The sequence below is a fragment of the Paraburkholderia translucens genome (assembly GCF_020881035.1).
In the GTDB taxonomy this organism is placed as follows: domain Bacteria; phylum Pseudomonadota; class Gammaproteobacteria; order Burkholderiales; family Burkholderiaceae; genus Paraburkholderia; species Paraburkholderia translucens.
The window spans coordinates 39020-61036 of the sequence record NZ_JAJITC010000014.1; the positions used below are offsets into that span (position 1 = coordinate 39020).

The window sequence follows — 22017 nt, forward strand, 5'->3', positions numbered from 1 at the left end:
TCGTCAGAACGCGTAGAACGCAGAGGAAGGCTTACTGGCTGAACAGGCGCCGCGTTGCCGGTGAACCGGCCGGAATGCCGGCCTGTTCGAGCTTCGCGTACAGCGTCATCAGCTGTTTTTCGATCGCGAGCAGCGCACTTTCCGGCAGCGGCCGGCGACCGTCGTCCACCACGCGCCCGCCGATGCGCTCAGCCAGCGACTTCGCGTAGTCGCACATCAGGCGGAACGGCAGGATGTCTTCGTCGGCGACCGGCACGTCGAGCACCAGCGTGATCATCTCGCCGCCCTTGTACGTGAGGTCATCGCGCAGGAAGTTGGTGTCGCCGAACTGCAGCATGAACACCGGGCTTTGCCGCGAGTCGAGCTTGACGAAGCGCGTGCCGTCACGCGAGAGCAGAAGACCGTCCTGCGACGCGACCGCCTGCACGTAGTTGGCCGACCACGGCGCGCCGTCCGACAGCACGTTGATCGACAGTTGCGCGTCGCACTGAGCGGCAAAGCCGTCGAGCTCGCGCGCCATCGCGACGGTCTCGATCATGTCGGGGAATTCGGGCGCCGCGTCGAGCGCGTCGGCGAAATGCTGCACGCCGGTCACGAATTCGGAAAATTCGAGCTCGTTGAGCGCGCCGCTGCGATTCGCGAGCTGCGCGGCGGCGCGCAACTCCTCGTAGCGCGCGCCGTTTTGCAGCAGCTCCCACGCGCCGCCGCCTTCGGGCTTGCCTTCGATATGCACCGGCTTGCTGCCCGCGCGACGCAAGCGCTGCGCGAGCGGAATCACCTTGTCGCCGGCCACGGGTCCGTTCAGCCGGATCGGCACGATGCAGTCGATGCGCCGATCGACGATCGCGGGCGGCGCCGACGAAATCGTCGTGGCGGCCGGCTGGATCGGTTCGACACGCTCCTGCCCGGCCGCCGCCGGCTGCGTGGCGGGCGCTTCGGCCGCGGACCGCCCGAGGTCGGCGCCCGGCGCCGCCGCGTGCTCATCCTCGCTCGCCGCGACGGCGTCCGCCGGCGGATAGCCGTTCGGCGACGTCATCTCGGCCTGGATATCAGCTGGTGTATCGAGCGGCGCGGCGCCCGTGCCGAACGTCGGCTCGACACGCGCGGCGGTCGGGTCCGCAGCCGCGGCCGCGCTCACGCTCGGCTCGCGCCGCGTGGCCGGCCGGGCCGGCTCGATGAACGGACTCTGCTCCTCATGCTCGTCACGCGCAAAGTTCTCTGCGGTGTCGGCTGGCATGGGCCGCGGCATCTTGCGGCGCACCTTCGCACCCTGCCACGCGTTGTACACGACCACGCCCCCCACCACCACGGCACCCGCGCCGATCAAACCGAGTGTCAACTCGTCCATGCATGCTCCATCAGCAATTCTTCTATTCGCGCGGGCGTCTCGTCCGCTCCACGTACCGCGCGGCGCTCAATCGGGCCGCTGCGCTGGATGCGGATGCCCGCGAAGGCTTTAAGTCAAACGATATTCTGGGCGAAACCCGCCGCCGTTTCCATGTCGACGGCGACGATGCGCGACACGCCCTGCTCCTGCATCGTCACGCCGATCAGCTGCTGCGCCATCTCCATCGCAATCTTGTTGTGCGAGATGAACAGAAACTGGGTTTTGTCCGACATCGCCCGCACCAGATTCGCGAAACGCTCGGTGTTGGCGTCGTCGAGCGGCGCGTCCACTTCGTCGAGCAGACAGAACGGTGCGGGATTCAGCTGGAACATCGCGAACACGAGCGCGGTCGCGGTCAGCGCTTTCTCGCCGCCCGAGAGCAGGTGAATCGTCGAATTCTTCTTGCCCGGCGGCTGCGCCATTACCTGCACACCGGCGTCGAGGATTTCGTCGCCGGTCATGATCAGCTTCGCCTGGCCGCCACCGAAGAGACGCGGGAACAGCTCGCCGAAATGACGGTTCACTTCGTCGAACGTGCTTTGCAGCAGGTTGCGCGTTTCGGCGTCGATCTTGCGGATCGCGTCTTCGAGCGTTTCGATCGCGGCCGTCAGGTCGGACGACTGCGAATCGAGGAAGCTCTTGCGCTCGGTCGCGGCCTTCAGCTCGTCGAGCGCGGCCATGTTGACCGGCCCGAGCGCGATGATCGCGTTGTTGATGCGCGTGACTTCGCCCTGCAGGTACGACGGCTTCATGTCCGGCGTCAGCTTGGCTTGCAACTCGGCTTCGTCGACACCCGCCGCCGCGAGCTGCTCGATGAACTGCTCGCCGCTGATGCGCGCGGCCTGCTCCTTCAACTGCAATTCGTTGATGCGGTCGCGCAGCGGCTGCAGCGCGCGCTCGGCGGTGAGACGCGTTTCGTCGGCCGAACGCAGTTTCGCGGTCAGGTCATCGAGCTCGACTCGCGCGGCGCGCAGGGCTTCTTCCTTCGCGGTGCGAATGTCGAGTGCGTCCTGCAGGCCGGTGTGCGCGGTCTGCTGGTTAATCGTTTCGAGTTCTGCGCGCGCGTCTTCGAGCGAGCCCGCGATACGCTCGCTCTGCTCGTGCGCAACCTGGATGCTGCGCTTCAACTCGTCGATGCGGTTCGCCATGTTGCGTGCGGCGAAGCGCGCGTCGGTGGCGGCGCGATCGAGATCGCGTGCTTCGCCGCGGGCGGTGGTCAGTTCTTCGTCGAGCGCTTCGAACGCGAGCTGGTGATCTTCGAAGCGCGCCTGCAGTTCGGCGAGCTCGCCATCGTGGCGCTCGAAGTTCGCTTCCGATTCCGCGCGCAGCGCCCGCTGCTCGTCGATCTGTGCGGCGATCTCTGCGAGTTCCTCGCGAATCTGCGTGCTGCGCTGCGTGTAGCGCTCGTGCGCCTGTGTGAGCTTCAGCACGTCCATCTGCAACGCGTGGACACGCTGCGTCGCGCGTTCGGCCTGCTGGCGCATCTCGGCGAGCGCCTGCGCGGCCTGCGTGTGCGCGGCTTCGGCGCGGATCGCGGCGGCCTTCGCCTCGTCGGCGAGCAAGGCCTGCGCACGCACCTGACGGCCGAGGTTTTCGATTTCCTGCTGACGCGCGAGCATGCCGGCCTGCTCGGAATCGGCCGCATACAGCTGCACGCCGACGCGTGTAACCACGTGGCCCGCCTTCACCACGAACGCGCCGCCCTCGGGCAACTGCGCGCGCATGGACAGCGCCTGCTGCAGATCGTCGGCGACGAACGCGAGACCGAGCCAGTCGTTCAGCACCGCGCGGATGCCCGCGTCCTCGATACGCACGAGCGACAGCAGCGGCCGCAGCGCGCCCGCCGCGGGGGCCGGCTGACCGGCCGCGGGCGGTGCGTAGAACGCGAGCTTGGCCGGTGGCGCATCGGTCGCGAACGCCTTGACCCAGTCGAGATTCGATACTTCGAGCGCGGCGAGGCGCTCGCGCAGCACCGCTTCGAGCGCGGTTTCCCAACCGGCCTCGACGTGCAGCTTCTTCCACAGGCGCGGCAAGCTGCCGAGCTCGTGCTTGTCGAGCCATGGCTGGATCTTGCCCTCGGTCTGCACGTTTTCCTGCAGCTGCCTGAGCGCGGCGAGCCGCGCGTCGAGCTGATGGATCTGCGCGCTTTCGGCCTGCACGCGCTCCTGCGCCGCGCGGCGTTCGCCATCGAGCCGCGGCAGCGTCTCCTGCGCCTCGGCGAGGCGCCCCTGCGCATCGTGAAGAATTTCCTCGTGCTCGGCGAGCTGCATGCGCAACTCCTCGAGTTGCGCTTCGTCGGGCGCGTCGAGCCCGCCCTCTTCCGATTTCAGCCGTTCGTGGCGCTGCTGCAGCTGCTGCAACTGCTGATCGGCATTGCGCTGATGCGCGGCTTCGAGCTTGAGCGCCTGCTCGGTCTGCGCGATGCCGCCGCGCTCGGTGTTCAGTTCCGCCTGGGCGTCGCGCCAGCGGGCTTCGAGCGCGGGCAGCGCGTCGTGCTTCGCGGCCGCCTCTTCTTCGGCGAGCACGGCTTTTTCTTCGGCAACCGCCAGTTGCTCCTCGGCGTCGGCGATATCGTCCTGCGCCTTGTCGGCCTGCGCTTGCCACTGCTCGCGCTGCGCGGTGAGCGCAGCGATCTGCGCCTGCGCGCGGTTACGCGATTCGACGATGAAGCGAATCTCGGCCTCGAGCCGGCTCACTTCCGCGTTCGCTTCGTACAGCGCGCCTTGCGCGCCCTGCATCGCGTCGCTCGCCGAATAGTGCGCGACGCGCAGCGTTTCGAGTTCCGCCTCGACCTCGCGCAGCTTCGCGGTTTGCGCTTCGAGGTCGATCTGCGCCTGTTCGATCGCGCGCTGCTGGCGCTGCTGCTCGCCGGCGGACTCGTTCTTGCGCAACAGCCACAGCAGACGCTGCTTTTCCTCGCCGTCGCTTTGCAATTCGCGATAACGCGTCGCGACGACCGCCTGGCCCTCCAGCTTCTCGAGATTCGCGCCGAGCTCGCGGATGATGTCCTCGACGCGCGTCAGGTTCTCGCGCGTGTCGTGCAGACGGTTCTCGGTCTCGCGGCGACGCTCCTTGTACTTCGACACGCCGGCGGCTTCTTCGAGGAACACGCGCAGCTCTTCCGGCTTCGCCTCGATCAGCCGCGCGATCATGCCTTGCCCGATGATCGCGTACGCGCGCGGCCCGAGACCGGTGCCGAGGAAGATGTCCTGGATGTCGCGGCGCCGCGCCGGCAGATTGTTGATGTAGTAGCTCGACGTGCCGTCGCGCGTCAGTACGCGCTTTACGGCGATCTCCGCATACTGGCCCCACTGGCCGGCGGCGCGGCCGTCCGCGTTGTCGAACACGAGTTCGACGCTGGCGCGGCTGCCCGGCTTGCGCGCGGTCGAGCCGTTGAAGATCACGTCCTGCATCGACTCGCCGCGCAATTCAGAGGCGCGCGATTCGCCGAGCACCCAGCGCACGGCGTCGATGATGTTGGATTTGCCGCACCCGTTCGGTCCAACCACGCCAACTAGCTGGCCGGGGACCTGAAAATGCGTGGGATCGACGAAGGATTTGAAGCCAGCGAGTTTGATCGAGGTGAGACGCACGGCGATTTCGCTGTTCGAAAAGAGAGAGTGGTAGGTGGCTCGCGAGGTTGCGCCAACCGTTCACCGCCGCGGCGGGACGGCCAACGCAACCTCGCGAGCCTTCGCAATCCGGTGCCGGCTGCATGCGCTCATGCGCACCTCAGGTCCGCACGCCCCGGCTAATGAGGGGGAATCATACCATCGCGCGTCGACGATTTTTACCGCCCTTTCGGTGCTCGCCGCTGTTGCCGCCGTCGCGCTCGCCGGGCTGTTCCGTGTCTCCGATCGCGGGATCGGGCGGCACCGTCTTCGTGCGATGCACCCAGCTCGACAGCGCCGAGGCGAGCACGATGCATGCGCCGCCCGCCCATTCGCGCGGGCCCGGTACTTCACCGGCGAACAGCCACGCCGACAGCGCCGTCACGACGAGTTCGAACAACATGATGATCGACGCGCGATTGGCCGGTACCCGCGAGAGGCCGTACTGCACGAGCATGTTGTTCGATGCGAGCAGCAGACCGAGACCGAGCACCAGCAGCGCCGCGGTGCCCAGATGCGCGCCGGCGGGCGGTGCGGGCATCGGCTCCAACAGCGACGCGAGCGCGCCGAACAGCGCCGCGCCGCCGAAGATCGTCGCGGTGCGCATTTCGGGCTTCATGTCCGGCAGCACGCGGCTCGTCTTCAGAATCAGCACGTTACTCATGGCGAAGCCCATGCCCCCGGCAAGACCGGCCCATTCGGCGGGATTGCCGGGCACCGGGATACCAAGCCTCGGCGACCACAGCATCGTCACCGCGCCCGCCAGCGACAGCGCCGCCAGCGCCGCGCCCGACCACGTGAGCCGCTCGTGCAGGATGAAGTGCGCGAACAGCGCGGTCCACGCGGGCGTCAGATAAAACAGCAGCAGCACGCGCATCACCTGACCGTGAATCGCGCCCCACATGAAACCGAGATTCGTGACGCCAGCGGCGAGCGCGAGCGCCGGCAGCAGCCAGTGCCAACGCACGGTCTTCAGCGCGCGCCGCCGCACGAGCAGCACGAACACGCAGCCGGCCCCGCTCGTGAGCGCGCTCGCGGCCGTGCCGGTCACGCCGAGCGCGGCTAGCATGCGCAGCGGATACCAGACCATCCCCCACACCGAGGCGCCCAGCATGATCGCGAGCGTCGGCCAGCCGTTGCGGAGCCAGTTCGTCATTGGGCTGGGCTCCGGGGCGCGTCAGGGACGGTTGGCGCGAGGGCGCGGCCGTGCATTGCGTCTGCCGCTTTGGCACCGGCGAGGGTGTTTGTCTCCTGAACTGCTGCGTACATTGCTGCTCCTGCCTGTTCTTTTACGCGACCCGCGTGGGAATTCGCGCCGCTCCCGCCGCGACGCCCCGGTGCCCCGCCTGGCGGATCGTTCCCGCGCCGGGCTTCGAGCGCCTGCTTTGTCCCTCAGGCCGCCGCGCCCCGGACGCGCCACGCTATAATCGTCCGTTCGCCGCCGGTGGCCGGCTCGTCGCTGGCCAGCCCGTCGCGCGCGGGGACGCCGTTTCATGTTTGATGCACCGCTGCCCGACGGCGCGCGTGCCCGGTTGTCCCGCCTTTCGTCCGCGTCCATCCCGATCAGGCCAACTCGCCCGTGAATCCGCTACTCGACTCCCTTCAGCCCTATCCGTTCGAAAAGCTGCGCGTGCTTTTCAAGGACGTCACGCCACCGGCCGGCCTCGCGCATATCAGCTTCGGCATCGGCGAGCCGAAACACCCGACCCCGCCGCTGATCCGCGACGCCGTCATCGATTCGCTCGGCGGCCTCGCAGCGTATCCGGCCACGCTCGGCTCGGCGCCGCTGCGCGAGTCGATCGCGAAATGGGTCACGCAACGCTACGACCTGCCGCCGCTCGATCCGCTCACCGAGGTGCTGCCCGTGTCGGGCTCGCGCGAGGCGCTGTTCGCGCTCGCCCAGACGGTGCTCGATCCGCGCCGCGATGCTGACGGCGAGCCTGCGATCGTACTCTGTCCGAACCCGTTCTACCAAATCTACGAAGGCGCGGCGCTGCTCGGCGGCGCGCAGCCGTACTTCGTCAACAGCGACCCGGCGCGCAACTTCGCGTGCGACTACTCGGCGGTGCCCGCCGAGGTCTGGGCGCGCACGCAGCTGCTGTACGTGTGCTCGCCGGGCAATCCGACCGGCGCCGTGCTCACGCTCGACGACTGGCGCGAACTGTTCGCGCTGTCGGACCGCTACGGCTTCGTGATCGCCTCGGACGAGTGCTACTCGGAAATCTATTTCGACGAGTCGAAGCCGCCGCTCGGCGGCCTCGAGGCGGCACACAAACTCGGACGCGGCTACGAGCGCCTCGTGATGCTGTCGAGCCTGTCGAAGCGCTCGAACGTGCCGGGCATGCGCTCGGGCTTCGTCGCCGGCGACGCCGCGATTCTCAAGGCCTTCCTGCTGTACCGCACGTATCACGGCGCGGCGCTCTCGACGGTGTACCAGAGTGCGAGCGTCGTCGCATGGAGCGACGAGACGCACGTGCGCGAGAACCGCGCAAAGTACCTGCGGAAGTTCACGACCGTCACGCCGATGCTCGCCGATGTGCTCGACGTGCGCCTGCCCGACGCAGCGTTCTACCTGTGGGCCAACGTCGAGCGCACCGGCCTGACGGACACCGAGTTCGCCCAGCGCCTGTACGCCGACTATAATGTGACGGTTCTGCCGGGCTCGTTCCTCGCGCGCACCGCGCACGGCGTGAACCCCGGCCGCAATTTCGTGCGCCTCGCGCTCGTCGCCGACGTCGACGAATGCACGCAAGGCGCACAGCGAATCGTCGAATTCTGCCGCTCGCTCGGCGTCAAGTGAGTGCAGCCGGAGCCGGCGCCGCGTCCCCTTCTTCAGACTTCAACCCTTCAGAAAATCACGCATATGTCGCAACAACTTCAGAGCATCATCGATACCGCCTGGGACAACCGCGCCGAGCTGTCGCCGAAAGCCGCGCCGGCCGAAGTGCGCGAAGCCGTCGCCCACGCGATCGAGCAACTCGATAAGGGCGCGCTCCGCGTCGCCGAAAAGAAGGACGGCGACTGGGTCGTCAACCAGTGGCTGAAGAAGGCCGTGCTGCTGTCGTTCCGCCTCGAAGACAATGCGCCGATGCCGGCCGGCGGCTACAGCCAGTTCTACGACAAGGTGCCGTCGAAGTTCGCCAACTACACCGCTGAAGACTTCGCCGCCGGCGGCTTCCGCGTGGTGCCGCCCGCGATCGCGCGCCGTGGCTCGTTCATCGCGAAGAACGTCGTGCTGATGCCGTCGTACACCAACATCGGCGCGTACGTCGACGAAGGCACGATGGTCGACACCTGGGCCACCGTCGGCTCGTGCGCGCAGATCGGCAAGAACGTGCACCTGTCGGGCGGTGTCGGCATCGGCGGCGTGCTGGAGCCGCTGCAGGCCAACCCGGTCATCATTGAAGACAACTGCTTCATCGGCGCGCGCTCGGAAGTCGTCGAGGGCGTGATCGTCGAGGAAAACTCGGTGATTTCGATGGGCGTGTACCTCGGCCAGAGCACCAAGATTTACGACCGCGAAACCGGTCAGGTCACGTACGGCCGCATTCCGGCGGGCTCGGTCGTGGTGGCGGGCAACCTGCCGTCGAAGGACGGCACCCACAGCCTGTACTGCGCGGTCATCGTCAAGAAGGTCGACGCGAAAACGCGCGCGAAGGTCGGCCTGAACGAGTTGCTGCGAGGCGACTGATGGCGCGCGGCAGCAAAACCGTCGTCTACGGCATTCCGAACTGCGACACCGTGAAGAAGGCGCGCGTGTGGCTCGAAGAGCACGGCGTCGAGTTCGAGTTTCATGATTTCAAGAAGGCCGGCGTGAGCGAGCCGCTCGTGCAGGACTGGCTCAAGGACGTCAAGCTCGACGCGCTCCTGAACCGCCGCGGCACGACGTGGCGCGCGCTGTCCGACGACATGAAGGCGGCGGCGGAAACGCAGCCCGGCGCGATCGCGCTGATGATCCATAAGCCGTCGGTGATCAAGCGGCCGGTGCTCGTCGTGAACGGGCGAGTGAGGTCGCTCGGTTTTTCCGCGGACGAGTACGCGGCGCTGTTTGCCTGAGCTCCGGCTGACGCGCCAGGCTCATGCAGAAGGTAGTAGGACGCGCGGCTTCGCGCCGCGTCGTTCAAAGGCTGTTGCCGGCTGCGGTGCCTCACCGCGAGCCGGCATTTTTTCATTTCAATGTGGCTTGCACTGAATCCATGTCCGGCACCCTCGCCCTTACCGAACAACTGATCGCGCGCGCGTCCGTCACGCCCGACGATCAGCACTGCCAGCGTCTGCTGATCGAGCGCCTCGCCGCCCTCGGCTTCGAGCACGAGACGATCGAATCCAACGGCGTGACCAACCTGTGGGCCGTAAAACGCGGCGTTGACGGCACGCGGGGCAAGCTGCTCGCGTTCGCCGGTCACACCGACGTGGTGCCGACCGGCCCCCTCGAACAGTGGCGCTCGGCGCCGTTCGAGCCGACCCAGCGCGACGGCAAGCTGTACGGCCGCGGCGCGGCGGACATGAAGGCGTCGATCGCGGGCTTCGTCGTCGCGAGCGAGGAGTTCGTCGCCGCGCATCCCCAACACCGCGGCTCGATCGCGTTCCTGATCACGAGCGACGAGGAAGGCCCCGCCACCGACGGCACGGTCAAGGTCGTCGAGGCGCTGCAGCAGCGCGGCGAGCGCATGGACTACTGCATCGTCGGCGAACCGACGTCGAGCGAGCGGTTCGGCGACATGGTCAAGAACGGCCGGCGCGGCTCGCTGACGGGCAAGCTGATCGTCAAGGGCGTGCAAGGCCATATCGCCTACCCGCATCTGGCGAAGAACCCGGTGCATCTGCTCGCGCCCGCGCTCGCGGAGCTCGTCGCCGAGCGCTGGGACGACGGCAACGAATACTTCCCGCCGACCACCTGGCAGGTGTCGAACCTCCACAGCGGCACCGGCGCGACCAACGTGATCCCCGGCCACGCGGACGTGACGTTCAACTTCCGTTTCTCGACGGCGAGCACCGTCGAAGGGCTGCAGGCGCGCGTGCACGCGATTCTCGAGCGGCACGGCCTCGACTACGACCTGAAGTGGATCGTCGGCGGCCTGCCGTTCCTGACGCCGCGCGGCGACCTGTCGAGCGCGCTCGCGAAGGCGATCAAGGACGAGACCGGCGTCGACACCGAGCTGTCGACCACCGGCGGCACGTCGGACGGCCGCTTCATCGCGCGCATCTGCGAGCAGGTGATCGAGTTCGGACCGCTGAACGCGAGCATCCACAAGATCGACGAACATATCGAAGTCGCCCACATCGAGCCGCTGAAGAACGTGTATCGCCGCGTGCTCGAACAACTGATCGCGTAACCAGGAACTTTGCGATGACGCTTCCTTTTTCCACTGTCCGCGACCTGCTGCGCTATGCCGTGTCGCGCTTTAGCGAGGCCAAACTGTCGTTCGGCCACGGCTCGGCCAATGCCTACGACGAAGCCGCCTACCTGATCCTGCACACGCTGCATCTGCCGCTCGATCTGCTCGAGCCGTTTCTCGACGCACGTCTGAGCACGGCCGAAATCGAGTCGGTACTGCAGGTGATCGAGCGGCGCGCCGCCGACCGGGTGCCGGCCGCATACATCACGCAGGAAGCGTGGATGCACGGCTATCGCTTCCACGTCGACGAGCGCGTGATCGTGCCGCGCTCGTTCATCGGCGAACTGCTGCAGGACGGCCTGCAGCCGTACGTCGAGGATCCCGAGCAGGTCGGCGCGGTGCTCGAACTGTGCACCGGCTCCGGCTGCCTCGCCATTCTCGCCGCGCACGCGTTCCCGAACGCCGACATCGACGCGGTCGATCTGTCCGCGCCCGCGCTCGAAGTCGCGACGCGCAACGTGATGGACTACCACCTCGATGACCGCATCGCGCTGTTCGAAGGCGATCTGTATGCGCCGCTCGCCGAGCGCCGCTATGACGTGATCATCAGCAACCCGCCGTACGTGAATGCCACGTCGATGCAGGAATTGCCGGCCGAATACAAGCACGAGCCTGAAATGGCGCTCGCGGGCGGTGCGGACGGCATGGACGTCGTGCGCCGGATCATCGCCGATGCGCGCAACTGGCTGACCGAAGACGGCGTGCTCGTCGTCGAGATCGGCAACGAGCGCGAGCACGTCGAGGCGGCGTTCGGCGGCCTCGACCTCGTATGGCTCTCGACCAGCGCCGGTGACGACAACGTGTTCCTGATCCAGGCCAACGACCTGCCGGTCTGAGTCCAGCATGCCCGGTGTCTGATCGCGGCGTACGCGGCGCTGCTGGCGGCCGCTCGCATTGGATCTTGCAAGCGACGCGCACGCCGGGCGCCGTGCCCGCCGCCGTTTTCTGAACCGCGGCGCTACGCCAACTGTTAGCGAGCTTATGCCATTCGACCTGCTTCACGTCGGCCCGCTGGTTCTACTTGCCCATATTCTCGGCATCATCGCGGCCGCTCACGCGATTCTCCATACCCGCACCTCGCAAGGCGCGATTGCCTGGGCCGTGTCGCTGGTCGCGATGCCCTATCTGACGCTCGTGCCGTATCTGTTTCTTGGCCGCAGCAAGTTTGCCGGCTACGCGGACGCGCGCCGCGTCGAAAACGAGCTGCTGCGCACGCGCGCGCATCCGCACGTGTGGGACACCCACGCGTCGTCGGCCGGGCTGCCGACGCAGCAGCTCGGCTCGCGGCTCGTGCAGTCGCTGACGCGCCTCGGCGGCATGCCGTTCCTGCCCGGCAACACCGTGCGCACGCTGGTCAACGGCACGGCGACTTTCGAGGCGATCTTCGAGGCGATCGAAAACGCGCGCCGCTATGTGATCGTGCAGTTCTTCATCGTGCGTGACGACGCGCTCGGCGACATGCTGAAGGACGCGCTGATCGCGAAAGCGCAACAGGGCGTGCGGGTCTACTTCCTGTACGACAGTATCGGCAGCTTCGATCTGCCGCACCGCTACGTCGCGGCGCTGCGCGCGGCCGGCATCGAAATGCAGCCGTTCGCGACGAACCGACGCTTCGTCAACCGTCTGCAACTGAACTTCCGCAATCATCGCAAGATCGTGTCGGTCGACGGCGAGCGAGCGTTTATCGGCGGTCATAACGTCGGTGTCGAATATCTGGGCGCGAAGCCGCCGCTCTCGCCGTGGCGAGATACGCACATCGAAGTGCGTGGCCCGGCGGTCGCCAGCATCCAGTTCGTCTTTATCGAAGACTGGTACTGGGCCACCCAGCAGTTGCCCGAGTTCGACGTGCCGGCCGTGGATTCAGTCGTCCCATCCGTCAACCACGGCGCCAATGAACGCGCCGCGAACAACATGCACTGCATCGTGCTGCCGAGCGGCCCGGCCGACAAGCAGGAGACCTGCTCGCTGTTTTTCGTCGAAGCGATCAACGCGGCGCGCGAACGCATCTGGATCACGACGCCCTACCTCGTGCCCGACGAAGCCGTGTTCGCCGCGCTGCGGCTCGCGGCGCTGCGCGGCGTCGACGTGCGCATCCTGATTCCGAGCCGGCGCGATCACCGGGTGGTGTTCGCAGCCTCGAAGCTGTATGCATACGACTCGTTGCGCGCGGGCATTCGCATCTTCCGCTATCAGCCGGGCTTCCTGCATCAGAAGGTCGTGCTGATCGACAGCAGCGCAGCCGCGATCGGCAGCGCCAATCTCGACAACCGCTCGTTTCGCCTGAACTTCGAGATCATGGTGTTGACGGTCGACCGCGGCTTCGCGCTCGAAGTCGAAACGATGCTGCTCGACGACTTCGCCGAGTCGCGCGAAATCGACAGCGACGAGTACCGCAAATCGAACGCACTGCAACGCATGCTGATGCACGTCGCGCGGCTCTTTTCCCCGATCCTTTGAGCGCGCACCTCGCTTACAGCAGTGCTTCGATATCCCCGGTGATGGCTTCGGGCTTGGTCAGCGGCGCGTAGCGCTTGACCACGTTGCCGTCGCGGCCGATCAGAAACTTGGTGAAATTCCACTTGATCGCTTCGAGACCGAGCAGCCCCGGCGCCTCGTTGGTCAGATAGCGGAACAGCGGGTGCGCGCTCGGGCCGTTCACGTCGATCTTGTCGAACATCGGAAACGTCACGCCGTAGTTCTTCTCGCAGAAGCTGCCGATCTGCGCGGCGTCGCCCGGCTCCTGCTTGCCGAACTGGTTGCACGGAAAACCGAGCACCGCGAGCCCGCGCGCCGCGTATGCTTCGTGCAGCTTCTGCAAGCCCGCGTATTGCGGCGTGAACCCGCATTCGCTCGCGGTATTGACGATCAGCAAAACCTTGCCTTGGTACTTCGCGAGACTCGCTTCCTCGCCGCCGAGCGTGCGTGCCGAAAACGAATAGATCGATGCCATGTGCGCTCCCCTGAAAGCCGTCAGTCTATGCCAAAAGCGCTGCCGATACAGTCGGCCGGATGGCCGATGGCGGCTGCGCGCGAAGTGACAACCGGGCAATCGGCGCGGCGCGCCCGGCAACGCGCCGGGCAGTCTAAAATAGCGGTTTTCTTCAGCCGGCCACGTCGTGATCCGCTTCAATCAGTTCAGCCTCGCGCGCGGCACCAAGCCGCTTTTCGACAACACCACGTTCACCCTGAACCCCGGTGAAAAAGCCGGCCTCGTCGGGGCGAACGGCGCGGGCAAGTCGACCTTGTTCGCCGTGCTGCTCGGCGAGCTGCATGCGGACGGCGGCGATTTCTCGATCCCGCCGACCTGGCGCATCGCGCACGTGGCGCAGGAAACGCCCGCCGTCGACAAGACCGCGCTCGCCTACACGCTCGACGGCGACGCCGCCCTGCGCGACATCGAAGCGCGCATCGCGGCGGCCTCCGCGGCGCACGACGGCGCGGCCGAGGCAGAAGCGCACGCGGCGTTCGCGGACGCCGACGGCTACACCGCGCCGGCGCGCGCCGAAGCGTTGCTGCTCGGCCTCGGTTTTACGCTGGAACAGACCCGCGAGCCGGTCAGCAGCTTCTCGGGCGGCTGGCGCATGCGGCTCAATCTCGCGCAGGCGCTGATGTGCCGCTCCGACCTGCTGCTGCTCGACGAACCGACCAACCACCTCGACCTCGACGCGATCGTCTGGCTCGAAGACTGGCTCAATCGCTATGCGGGGACGCTGATCGTGATCTCGCACGACCGCGAGTTTCTCGATTCCGTGTGCAACGTCACGCTGCATCTCGAGAACCAGCAGACCAAGCGCTACGGCGGCAACTACTCGCAATTCGAAGTGCTGCGCGCGCAACAGATCGCGCTGCAACAGAGCGCGTATGAGAAGCAGCAGCGCACGGTCGCGCACCTGCAGAGCTACATCAACCGCTTCAAGGCGCAGGCCACCAAGGCGCGCCAGGCGCAAAGCCGGGTGAAGGCGCTCGAGAAGATGGAGCTGATCGCGCCCGCGCACGTTGCGTCGCCGTTCACGTTCGAGTTCCGCACGCCCGATTCAGCGCCGAATCCGATGATGGTGATGGAAGACGTGCGCTGCGGCTACCACGCCGAAGATGGCGCCGAAATTCCGATCGTCGAGCGCGTGATGCTCTCGATCCAGAACGCGCAGCGCATCGGGCTGCTCGGTGCGAACGGCCAGGGCAAGTCGACGCTGATCAAGACGCTCGCGGGCACGCTCGAACCGTTGAGCGGCCACGTGCGCGAAGGCAAGGGTCTGCGCATCGGCTATTTCGCCCAGCATCAGCTCGAAACACTGCGCCCCGACGACACGCCGTTGCAGCACCTCGCGCGCCTCGCACCCGACACGCGCGAGCAGGAACTGCGCGACTTCCTCGGCAGCTTCAACTTTTCCGGCGATATGGCGACCTCGAAGATCGCGCCATTCTCCGGCGGCGAGAAGGCACGCCTCGCGCTCGCGCTGATCATCTGGCAGAAGCCGAACCTGCTGCTGCTCGACGAGCCGACCAACCACCTCGACCTCGAAACCCGACACGCGCTGACGATGGCGCTCGCGCAATTCGAAGGCACGCTGATTCTCGTGTCGCACGACCGCCATCTGCTGCGCGCGACGACCGACCAGTTCATGCTGGTCGCCAAGCACCGTCTGCAGGAATTCGACGGCGATCTCGACGACTATCGCGACTGGCTGCTTCAGCATGCGGCCGAGCAGCGCGCAGCGCTGAAGGCCAATGCTTCCGGTGCGGCAGACGCCGCGTCCAACGGCGCGGCAAGCGGCGAGCTCAACGTCAATCGCAAGGAGCAGCGACGCCTCGAAGCCGAAACGCGGCAGAAGCTCGCGCATCTGAAGAAGCCGCTGCAAGGCCGCATCGCGAAGATCGAAAAGGAAATGGACGCGCTCAACGCGGAGAAGACGACGCTGGATGCATTCGTTGCCGATCCCGCGAGCTACGAGCCGGAACAGAAGAGCAGGCTGACGGAGGCGATCCGCCGTCAGGCAGACGTGAACGCGCGCCTCGACACGCTCGAAGCCGAATGGCTCGAAACGCACGAGGAACTCGAACAGATCGGCTAGCGGCAAGCAACAGTCGGGCCGCGCCGGCACCCACGGGAGCTTGGCTTTGTCATTTGCGAACTCATCGTCCGGGTCATCGGCCCCAGCATCCGCAACCGCAACGCCGGCGGAAGTGCCGCCGCCGTTGCAGGGACTGCGCGTGCTCGACCTTACACGCCTGCTGCCGGGTCCGGTGGCCGCGCTGCGCCTCGCCGAGCTCGGCGCCGAGGTGCTGAAGATCGAAGCCCCCGGCGCGGGCGACCCGACGCGCACGATGATGCAGTCGTCGAGCGATCGCGTGGCGGGGCGGCCCGGCGCGTTCTATCGGATGGTCAATCGCGGCAAGCGCGAGACGCGCCTCGACCTGAAATCCGATGCGGGACGCCACGTGCTGCGCGCGCTCGCGGCGGAAGCGGATGTGCTGATCGAGAGCTTCCGCCCCGGCGTGATGGAGCGGCTCGGCCTCGATTACGCGACGCTCAGCGCAGCCAATCCGCGCCTCGTCTACTGCGCGATCAGCGGATATGGCGCGAGCGGTCCGTTCGCGGATCGTGCGGGTCACGATCTGAACTACATCGGCTATGCGGGGGTGCTCGATCAGTTGGCGAGCCGCGACGGCACGCCGATTCTGCCGAACTTCCAGATCGCCGATCTGCTCGGCGGCGCATTGAGCGCGGTCACGCAGATTCTCGCTGCGCTCTGGCACGTCGCGCGTGGCGGCGCAGGCCGCTTCGTCGATGTGTCGATGACGCACACGAGCTATGCGCACAACTTCGTCGCGCAAGTCTCGCTCGTCAACGAAGGTCACGCGCCCGCCGCGGGCAACGGTCTGCTGAACGGCGGCGTGCCCTGCTACAACCTGTATCGCACGCGCGATGAGCGCTGGCTCGCGGTCGGCGCGCTGGAACTGAAGTTCTGGGAAACGTTGTGCATGGCGCTTGATCGGCCCGAGTGGGCAACGCGTCACTGGAGCCTGGGCCAGGCAATCGGTGGTCCCGATGCCTTGGCGCTCGTTCAGGAACTCGCCGATCTGATCGCGACGCGCCCGCTCGGCGAATGGGTGAAATCGCTCGAGTCGCTCGATTGCTGCGTTTCGCCGGTGCTCACGCCCGCGGAAGCGGCGCAACATCCGCTGTTCAATCCGCATGCGTATGCGGCGATGGCCGCGAGCGCCGCCGAAGCAGACGACGGCAGCGACAGCGAGGCGGTCTAACGCACGCGACGAAGCGGCGGCATGGGAGCGTTAGCCTTCAAGGCCCCGGCCATTGAAGAGCGCGCCTATGTCAGCGCCGCGTCACCGTCTGCCTCGGCAGCGTTTGACGCGGCGATTTCTCGTCGTCGTACAGCAGATGTTTGCGGCCTTCCACATGGCGGCTGATCGTGGCGCGCACCTCGGCGGCCGTCACGTCTTCGGCCACCACCCGACGCGAGATCTGCCCCGCGGTGTCGATCCACTCGACGATCCGGCAAGCGCCGCCCCAAGGCTGATGAATCGGTTCGGAGATCCGGTAGCCACGCACCTGGATGTGACGCTCGGCTGCGGTTTCATTGGACTGTTTCAAAGCGCGATCCTTTTTCGGGCATCAGAAGCGATGCGTTTCGTTACAGCTTAGGAAAATGGCATCGCGGCCGGGTTACAGCCAATATGGAGATATTTACCGGGCATTACGAAACCGCGCGCGTACAAAGTACTGGCGAGCCGTCCCGGATGCCCGTCTATTCGAGCGTGCGCACGCGATCGATGGCCTGTTCGATGCGCTCGACCGCAACGACCTGTAAGCCTTCGATGGGCTGTTTCGGTAGGTTGGCCTTCGGAATCACCGCGACCGAGAAGCCGAGCTTGGCCGCTTCCTTGAGCCGCTCCTGGCCGCGCGGCGACGGCCGGATCTCGCCGGCGAGCCCCACTTCGCCGAACACCACCAAGCCCTTAGGGAGCGGTTTGTTGCGCATCGACGAATGAATCGCGAGCAGCACCGAGAGGTCGGCTGCGGGCTCGGAGATCTTCACGCCGCCCACCGCGTTCAGGAACACGTCCTGGTCGAAACAGGCGATGCCCGCATGCCGATGCAACACCGCGAGCAGCATCGCGAGCCGGTTCTGTTCGAGGCCGACCGCGAGACGCCGCGGATTCGGCGCATTGGCCGCATCGACGAGCGCCTGCACTTCGACGAGCAGTGGCCGCGTGCCCTCCTGCGTGACGAGCACGCAGGAGCCCGGCACCGACTGCTCGTGCTGCGACAGGAACAACGCCGACGGATTCGCGACGCCGCGCAGGCCGCGCTCGGTCATCGCGAACACGCCCAGTTCGTTGACCGCGCCGAAGCGGTTCTTGATCGCGCGCACGAGTCGATACGACGAGTGCGTATCGCCCTCGAAATACAGCACCGTATCGACGATATGTTCGAGTACGCGCGGGCCCGCGAGCGCGCCCTCTTTCGTCACGTGGCCGACCATGATGATCGTCGTGCCCGACTGCTTGGCGATGCGCGTGAGTTGCGCCGCGCACTCGCGCACTTGCGCGACCGAGCCCGGTGCGGATGTCAAAGCATCCGAATAAACGGTCTGGATCGAATCGATCACGGCGACCTCGGGCCGTTGCTCGGCGATCGTCGCCTGGATTTTTTCGAGCTGGATTTCCGCGAGCAATTGCAGCTCGCTCGCCTTCGAGCCAGGTTCGAGCAGCGCCAGCCGTTGCGCGCGCAACGCGATCTGCGCGCCCGATTCTTCCCCGCTGATATAGAGAGCGCGCTTGTGCGCGGCGATTTCCGCGAGCGACTGCAGCAGCAGCGTCGATTTACCGATGCCCGGATCGCCGCCGATCAGCACCACGCCGCCCGGCACGAGACCACCGCCGAGCACGCGATCGAATTCGCTGACGCCGGTGGAAAAGCGCGGCACGTCCGATGCTTCGATGTCGGCGAGGCGCCGCACTGGCGTACTCTTCGCGAGCGACTGGAAGCGGTGCGTGGACGGCGTCTCGGCGACCGATTCGACCAGCGTGTTCCACGCCTGACAGGACGGGCATTGACCGGACCACTTCGGCGACTGTCCGCCGCATTCGCCGCAGATGTACAACGTCTTCAGTTTCGCCACGCGTTACTCCGCACGGACCGGCACACGCGGCGCGACCGCGCACATCAGCTCGTAGCCGATCGTGCCGCAGATCTGCGCGACGTCGTCGATGGGCAGCCCGGCGCCCCACAATTCGACGCGCGAGCCTATGTTGGCGGTCGGCACCGGCGTCAGGTCGACAGTCAGCATGTCCATCGACACGCGGCCCACGATCCGCGTGCGCACGCCATCGACGATCACCGGCGTGCCTTCCGGCGCGACACGCGGATAGCCGTCCGCGTAACCGCATGCAACCACGCCGATGCGCATCGGCCCGCGCGCGGTGAACATCGAACCGTAGCCCACCGTGCTGCCTTCGCTGAGCGTTTGCACGGCGATCAGTTCCGATGCGAGTGTCATCGCGGGTTGCAGGCCCGTGCCCTCGATCGCGGCCGTCACGCCGGAAGGCGACGCGCCATACAGCATGATGCCCGGACGCACCCAGTCGAAATGCGCTTCCGGATGCCACAGCGTCGCGGCCGAATTCGACAGACTGCGCGCACCGGCGATGCCCTGCGCGCCGCGTTCGAACGCGTCCAACTGATGCGCGATGCCGCGTTCGCCATCGGCATCGGAGAAATGCGTCATCAGCGTGATCTGGCCGACGCCCTGGCAGGCGCGGGCGCGCTCCCACGCCGCGCGGAATTTTTCGACCGTGTAGCCGAGCCGGTTCATGCCGGTGTTCATCTTCAACTGGATGTTGACCGGTTTCGACAGACGCGCCATTTCGAGCATGCGCAGTTGCTCGTCCGAATGCAGCGCCGTGGTCAAACTGTAGCGGTCGATCACGTCGATATCGGTCGGACGAAAAAAGCCTTCCAGCAAAAGAATCGGGCCTGCCCAGCCCAATTCACGCAACTTCACCGCTTCTTCGAGGTCCAGCAATCCAAAGCCGTCGGTAGCGCGCAAACCCGGGAACACACGCGCGAGGCCATGCCCATATGCATTGGCCTTGACAACGGCCCAGATCTTCGATTTCGGCGCATAGCGCCTCGCGACAGCAAGGTTGTTGGCGAGTGCGGCGGTATGAATCGTGGCGGAAAGGGGGCGCGGCATGAGATTTTTTCGTAAAGACACTTGCGAATCAGCGGCTTACACGGCGTTTTCAGCGCTCGGCGGCCCGCTGGGCGGTGCGATCAAGGATTCTGCTAGTCTGAATCCACCTATTTTCATGATATAAAGCCGTGCGCACAACCCATTTCGATCGGCATAAGCCCGGACGCATTGCAAACGGCCGGGGCGGACAGACCGCAGCGAGGACAGCATCGCATCAGATGAAAAAAGGTTTTTACACCATCATGGCCGCGCAGTTTTTTTCGTCGCTGGCCGACAATGCGCTTCTGATCGCCGCTATCGCACTGCTGAAAGATCTTCACGCTCCGAACTGGATGACGCCGCTGCTCAAGCTGTTTTTTGTGCTGTCGTACGTCGTTCTTGCGGCCTTCGTCGGTGCCTTCGCCGACTCGCGCCCGAAGGGACACGTGATGTTCATCACCAACACGATCAAGGTGGTCGGTTGCCTGACGATGCTCAGCGGCGCGCATCCGCTGATAGCGTACGGCATCGTCGGCTTCGGCGCGGCGGCGTACTCGCCCGCCAAATACGGCATTCTCACCGAACTATTGCCACCTGACCGGCTCGTCGCCGCGAACGGATGGATCGAAGGCACCACCGTCGGCTCGATCATTCTCGGCACGGTGCTCGGCGGCGCGTTAATCAGCCCGCATATCGCCGCGCCGATTCTGAGATGGCATGTCCCCACCGTGAACACGCCCGCGGAAGCCGCGATGCTCGTGATCATGGGCATTTACGTGGTCGCCGCGCTGTTCAATCTGCGCATTCCCGATACCGGCGCGCGCTACCCGCGACAGGAGCACGGGCCGATCCGCCTGATCACCGATTTCGCCGACTGCTTCCTCGTGCTGTGGCGCGACAAGCTCGGACAGATTTCGCTCGCCGTGACGACGCTGTTCTGGGGCGCGGGCGCGACGCTGCAATTCATCGTGCTGAAGTGGGCCGAAGTGTCCCTGAACATGTCGCTGTCCGAGGCGGCGATCCTGCAGGCGGTGGTCGCGGTCGGCGTCGCGGGCGGCGCGATTCTGGCCGCCTCGCGCGTGCCGTTGAAGAAGTCCCTGTCCGTATTGCCGGTCGGCATCATGATGGGCCTCTCCGTGATGCTGATGGCGTTCTACACGCGCGATCTGTTTCCTCCGCACTGGGGCGTCTATTTCGGCCGCATGCACGTGCCGGCCTATCTGATCTTCGCGTATATCTTCCTGATGTTCGTGGGCGGGCTGTCGGGCTTTTTCGTCGTGCCGATGAATGCGCTGCTGCAGCATCGCGGGCATGTGCTGCTGTCGGCGGGCCATTCGATCGCCGTGCAGAATTTCAACGAGAATCTGTCCGTGCTCGTGATGCTGTGCCTGTACGCGGTGCTCGTGTGGCTCGACGTGCCGGTCACCGTGGTGATCGTGCTATTCGGCACCTTCGTGTGCGTGATGATGTGGCTCGTGATGCGGCGCCATCAGGCGAACCAGCGCGCGTTCGACTCGGTCGCGCTGATCGGCGAAGCGAAGCACTGACGAGCCGCACCGGACCGGCCGCGCCACACCGCGGCGCGCCCTCCTTCTTCCTCGCTTGACCATGACTCGACCGATTCCCAACGTGCTGACGATCGCCGGTTCCGATTCCGGCGGCGGCGCCGGCATCCAGGCCGATCTGAAGGCCTTCTCCGCGCTCGGCGCCTATGGCGCGAGTGTCATCACCGCACTGACCGCGCAGAACACGCGCGGCGTCACCGCGATTCACGCACCGGACCCGCGCTTCGTCACCGCTCAACTCGACGCGGTGTTCGACGACATCCGCATCGACGCGGTGAAGATCGGCATGCTCGCGAATGCGCCGATCGCGCGCGCGGTCGCCGACGCGTTGCGGCGCCACCGGCCGAAGCACATCGTGCTCGACACGGTGATGATCTCGAAGAGCAATCACGCGCTATTGCTGCCCGATGCGGTCGCAGTGGTACGCGACGAACTGCTGCCGCTCGCCGATCTGCTGACGCCGAATCTGCCGGAAGCGGCGGCGTTGCTCGGCACGCAGCCCGCCGGCGATGAAGCCGGCATGGTCGAGCAAGGCGAAGCGCTGCGCGCGCTCGGCGCGCGCGCGGTGCTGATGAAGGGCGGACATCTGGCCGCGGCCGATAGCCCCGACTGGCTCGTACAGGAGAGCGGCACGCTGCGCCTCGGTGGTCCGCGGGTACCGGTGAAGAACACGCATGGAACGGGCTGCACGCTGTCGTCGGCGATTGCGGCGCTGATTCCACAACGAGACGATCTGGCTGGCGCCGTAGCCGATGCGAAGATTTATCTGACGGGCGCGTTGCAGGCGAGCGAGCGGCTCGAGGTCGGCCACGGCGTGGGGCCGGTGCATCACTTTCATCGGTGGTGGTGAGCAGCGTC

Annotated in this window: 17 protein-coding genes; 10 read left to right on the forward strand and 7 right to left on the reverse strand. The window is 66.2% G+C overall.

All coding sequences use genetic code 11. The features are described 5' to 3' along the window. Positions 1–31 precede the first annotated feature (31 nt). From LJ655_RS22950 to LJ655_RS22960, 3 genes are all read right to left on the reverse strand, one after another. On the reverse strand, positions 32–1348 hold the full coding sequence (locus LJ655_RS22950; protein WP_230563512.1) for a cell division protein ZipA C-terminal FtsZ-binding domain-containing protein: 1317 nt from the start codon (positions 1346–1348) through the stop codon (positions 32–34). A gap of 113 nt (positions 1349–1461) precedes the next feature. Continuing rightward, a complete protein-coding gene (gene smc / locus LJ655_RS22955; protein WP_230563513.1) occupies positions 1462–4980 on the reverse strand; it encodes a chromosome segregation protein SMC in 3519 nt (1172 codons plus the stop codon). 172 nt (positions 4981–5152) lie between these two features. Continuing rightward, the gene (locus tag LJ655_RS22960) at positions 5153–6154 is read right to left on the reverse strand and encodes a DMT family transporter (protein ID WP_230563514.1); all 1002 of its coding nucleotides are present in this window, start codon (positions 6152–6154) and stop codon (positions 5153–5155) included. 423 nt (positions 6155–6577) lie between these two features. Between LJ655_RS22960 and dapC the strand changes: the two genes are divergently transcribed. The 6 genes from dapC to cls all read left to right on the forward strand — a co-directional run bounded on the left by dapC (position 6578) and on the right by cls (position 12854). After that, a complete protein-coding gene (gene dapC / locus LJ655_RS22965; RefSeq protein WP_230563515.1) occupies positions 6578–7798 on the forward strand; it encodes a succinyldiaminopimelate transaminase in 1221 nt (406 codons plus the stop codon). Positions 7799–7861: 63 nt separating this feature from the next. Beyond that, positions 7862–8689 (forward strand): 2,3,4,5-tetrahydropyridine-2,6-dicarboxylate N-succinyltransferase, encoded by an 828-nt coding sequence (gene dapD, locus LJ655_RS22970; RefSeq protein ID WP_230563516.1) that lies wholly within the window; start codon positions 7862–7864, stop codon positions 8687–8689. After that, entirely contained in the window at positions 8689–9054 is a 366-nt protein-coding gene (locus LJ655_RS22975; RefSeq protein ID WP_230563517.1) for an ArsC family reductase, read from the forward strand. The genes dapD and LJ655_RS22975 overlap by 1 nt, the downstream gene beginning before the upstream one ends. 140 nt (positions 9055–9194) lie before the next feature. Then, the gene (dapE, locus tag LJ655_RS22980) at positions 9195–10334 is read left to right on the forward strand and encodes a succinyl-diaminopimelate desuccinylase (RefSeq protein WP_230563518.1); all 1140 of its coding nucleotides are present in this window, start codon (positions 9195–9197) and stop codon (positions 10332–10334) included. Between the two features lie 14 nt (positions 10335–10348). Beyond that, the gene (gene prmB, locus LJ655_RS22985; RefSeq protein ID WP_230563519.1) at positions 10349–11233 is read left to right on the forward strand and encodes a 50S ribosomal protein L3 N(5)-glutamine methyltransferase; all 885 of its coding nucleotides are present in this window, start codon (positions 10349–10351) and stop codon (positions 11231–11233) included. Positions 11234–11378: 145 nt separating this feature from the next. Continuing rightward, positions 11379–12854 (forward strand): cardiolipin synthase, encoded by a 1476-nt coding sequence (gene cls, locus LJ655_RS22990; protein ID WP_230563520.1) that lies wholly within the window; start codon positions 11379–11381, stop codon positions 12852–12854. A gap of 13 nt (positions 12855–12867) precedes the next feature. Here cls and LJ655_RS22995 read toward each other — a convergent pair whose 3' ends face one another. Beyond that, on the reverse strand, positions 12868–13347 hold the full coding sequence (locus LJ655_RS22995; protein ID WP_230563521.1) for a glutathione peroxidase: 480 nt from the start codon (positions 13345–13347) through the stop codon (positions 12868–12870). A 166-nt stretch (positions 13348–13513) separates the two neighbouring features. Between LJ655_RS22995 and LJ655_RS23005 the strand changes: the two genes are divergently transcribed. Next, positions 13514–15469: an ATP-binding cassette domain-containing protein gene (locus LJ655_RS23005; RefSeq protein ID WP_329959730.1), complete on the forward strand. Its 1956-nt coding sequence runs from the start codon at positions 13514–13516 to the stop codon at positions 15467–15469. Positions 15470–15593: 124 nt separating this feature from the next. Further along, positions 15594–16661, forward strand: a complete 1068-nt coding sequence (locus tag LJ655_RS23010; RefSeq protein ID WP_230563629.1) for a CaiB/BaiF CoA transferase family protein — start codon at positions 15594–15596, stop codon at positions 16659–16661. A 70-nt stretch (positions 16662–16731) separates the two neighbouring features. Here LJ655_RS23010 and LJ655_RS23015 read toward each other — a convergent pair whose 3' ends face one another. From LJ655_RS23015 to alr, 3 genes are all read right to left on the reverse strand, one after another. Then, positions 16732–17010 (reverse strand): DUF2866 domain-containing protein, encoded by a 279-nt coding sequence (locus LJ655_RS23015; protein ID WP_230563522.1) that lies wholly within the window; start codon positions 17008–17010, stop codon positions 16732–16734. 154 nt (positions 17011–17164) lie between these two features. Continuing rightward, on the reverse strand, positions 17165–18541 hold the full coding sequence (gene radA, locus LJ655_RS23020; protein ID WP_230563523.1) for a DNA repair protein RadA: 1377 nt from the start codon (positions 18539–18541) through the stop codon (positions 17165–17167). A 3-nt stretch (positions 18542–18544) separates the two neighbouring features. Then, positions 18545–19615 (reverse strand): alanine racemase, encoded by a 1071-nt coding sequence (alr, locus tag LJ655_RS23025; RefSeq protein ID WP_230563524.1) that lies wholly within the window; start codon positions 19613–19615, stop codon positions 18545–18547. A 218-nt stretch (positions 19616–19833) separates the two neighbouring features. Between alr and lplT the strand changes: the two genes are divergently transcribed. Next, positions 19834–21141, forward strand: a complete 1308-nt coding sequence (gene lplT / locus LJ655_RS23030) for a lysophospholipid transporter LplT (RefSeq protein WP_230563525.1) — start codon at positions 19834–19836, stop codon at positions 21139–21141. 61 nt (positions 21142–21202) lie between these two features. Next, entirely contained in the window at positions 21203–22009 is an 807-nt protein-coding gene (gene thiD / locus LJ655_RS23035; protein WP_230563526.1) for a bifunctional hydroxymethylpyrimidine kinase/phosphomethylpyrimidine kinase, read from the forward strand. Positions 22010–22017: the final 8 nt, after the last annotated feature.

Excerpts from the sequence above, each read along its gene's own strand:
- dapE (WP_230563518.1), top strand. The coding sequence starts at position 9,195 with ATGTCCGGCACCCTCGCCCTTACCGAACAACTGATCGCGCGCGCGTCC.
- LJ655_RS22960 (WP_230563514.1), bottom strand. The coding sequence starts at position 6,154 with ATGACGAACTGGCTCCGCAACGGCTGGCCGACGCTCGCGATCATGCTG.
- cls (WP_230563520.1), top strand. The coding sequence starts at position 11,379 with ATGCCATTCGACCTGCTTCACGTCGGCCCGCTGGTTCTACTTGCCCAT.
- dapD (WP_230563516.1), top strand. The coding sequence starts at position 7,862 with ATGTCGCAACAACTTCAGAGCATCATCGATACCGCCTGGGACAACCGC.
- LJ655_RS22950 (WP_230563512.1), bottom strand. The coding sequence starts at position 1,348 with ATGGACGAGTTGACACTCGGTTTGATCGGCGCGGGTGCCGTGGTGGTG.
- LJ655_RS22975 (WP_230563517.1), top strand. The coding sequence starts at position 8,689 with ATGGCGCGCGGCAGCAAAACCGTCGTCTACGGCATTCCGAACTGCGAC.
- alr (WP_230563524.1), bottom strand. The coding sequence starts at position 19,615 with ATGCCGCGCCCCCTTTCCGCCACGATTCATACCGCCGCACTCGCCAAC.
- LJ655_RS22995 (WP_230563521.1), bottom strand. The coding sequence starts at position 13,347 with ATGGCATCGATCTATTCGTTTTCGGCACGCACGCTCGGCGGCGAGGAA.
- prmB (WP_230563519.1), top strand. The coding sequence starts at position 10,349 with ATGACGCTTCCTTTTTCCACTGTCCGCGACCTGCTGCGCTATGCCGTG.
- thiD (WP_230563526.1), top strand. The coding sequence starts at position 21,203 with ATGACTCGACCGATTCCCAACGTGCTGACGATCGCCGGTTCCGATTCC.
- lplT (WP_230563525.1), top strand. The coding sequence starts at position 19,834 with ATGAAAAAAGGTTTTTACACCATCATGGCCGCGCAGTTTTTTTCGTCG.